Origin of the sequence: Streptomyces sp. NPDC101166, from assembly GCF_044768125.1 — a bacterium.
GTDB lineage: Bacteria > Actinomycetota > Actinomycetes > Streptomycetales > Streptomycetaceae > Streptomyces.
This window is the reverse complement of sequence record NZ_JBIWPF010000083.1, coordinates 1-1657: the sequence shown is the minus strand read 5'-3', so window position 1 is coordinate 1657 and position 1657 is coordinate 1. Positions and strand designations below refer to the sequence as shown.

The window sequence follows — 1657 nt, the reverse complement described above, 5'->3', positions numbered from 1 at the left end:
CCATCGCAGTCACAACCGGCCTACTGGTAGCCGGCGCCCGGACGTGCCGTCCCCACCCCAGAACCGGCGGAAACTGTGCAATAACCACTGAGAGGGTTCGATGACACATCGAACCCCTCTGATAGGGGACCAGGCCCGGGAGGATGCCCCCTTCGCGCCCTCCCGAGCCGGATCCCTTGCGAGACAAGTCAATACACGCGTGCGCGCGGGGTCCTGCTCAATGAAGTCCGAGGACCAGGGTCGCCGGGACGCCCGGCGCGAGGTCCACGGGTGCCAGCGCGCAGTATCGCGCACGCATGGCCCGATAGTGGCGGTGTGGGTCGGCCGCGAATGACTCTGTGTAGAGGGCGATGCGGGGGGCGCCGTTGCCCCCCGCCGCCGTCGAGAGTGATGAACTGTCGCTCACAAGTGCCTTTCACAGACCGCATCGGCCGGTAGAACCTGTCGGTACCGCCTCCTTGGGCAGGGATCACGCTAACCGCGATACTCGAGACATTTCTGGCATGTTTGTGGCCCATTTCGGCAAGACGGGTCCGCTGATCCGATCGCTCGAACCCGGTCGCACGCGACGGCTATCCGAGCAGTTGTTCGCGCATCTGCCGCGGGGTCTGCTCGAACTGACGCTGAAAGGCTGAGCTGAACCGGCGAACCGACGAATAGCCCGCCGCCTCGGCGATCTGGCCCATATCGATGGTCCCGGGGTGCGACAGTCGTTTGCGCGCTCGGTCGAGGCGAATCTCTCGTAGCAGCGCGGCCGGTGTGACACGGTCCGATTTCGTCAGGGCGGTGTGCAGCGTCCTCCTGGAGACTCCACACTTCCGAGCAACGACATCCGGCGTCAGTCTGCGGTCGTCGGCGAGGGCTTCCATTGTTTCCCGGGCTTGCGCGGCCACCAACGTGTATCGGTCCCCCGGGAGCGCCTGAGTGCGGTCGAGCAGCCCGTCGAGCAGCGAAAGCGTACTGCGATATGCGATACGGAAGTCGTGCGCGTTCCACGCCCCGTGGTTGGCGTGGAGCTGTTCGATCTGGTTCACCAGCATCGGGACCAGTGGGCGGCTCGCATCCAGCGCGAGGGGGGCGGGATCGGCCAGGCCGCGATTGACCAAATGCCTTGGTACGGTCATGATCAGCGATTCCAGCGGTTCATCCTGCCGCATGACCACGGGCTGGTCCCAGCGAATGAACGCGACCTTTCCCGGTCCGAAGATCTCAGCTTGGTCGCCCTGCGCGAGCTTGAACTCTCCCTGCAGCGGCACCATCAGGCGATAGCCGTCGTCGCCATCGCGCTTGGCATCGTGGGCGGTTCGACGGTAATGCACTGGCCCAGAAGAGAATCGCACGAGTTGCAGATCACCGGCGGCCTGGGCGAGCGTCTTCCAACCGAAGTCGCCCCCGCTGTCTCGCACGTTGAAAGCCAAGCCGAAACTCCCCTGCCGACGCTGCAGGTAGTCACGCCAGTGGTCTCTCCGCTCCGCAACGGTCTCGGACTCAGCCGGCGATTCCTCGTCCCACCAATAATCCGAATTCAAGGTTCATTCCTTCCCCCACCCCTCCAAGCCTCAATGTAGCAAGCAGCTTCATTCTCTGCAGCACGCAATTACCTTGGCCAACAAGCCATTTCATATTCGGCAGTGGATCGCGACCAGCCGAACCCGAC

Annotated in this window: 1 protein-coding gene; it reads right to left on the bottom strand. The window is 63.9% G+C overall.

What is annotated here, in order from left to right; translation table 11 throughout:
- Nucleotides 1-572: 572 nt before the first annotated feature.
- A complete protein-coding gene (locus ACIRS4_RS36510; RefSeq protein ID WP_404204309.1) occupies nt 573-1418 on the bottom strand; it encodes an AraC family transcriptional regulator in 846 nt (281 codons plus the stop codon).
- Nucleotides 1419-1657 lie beyond the last annotated feature (239 nt).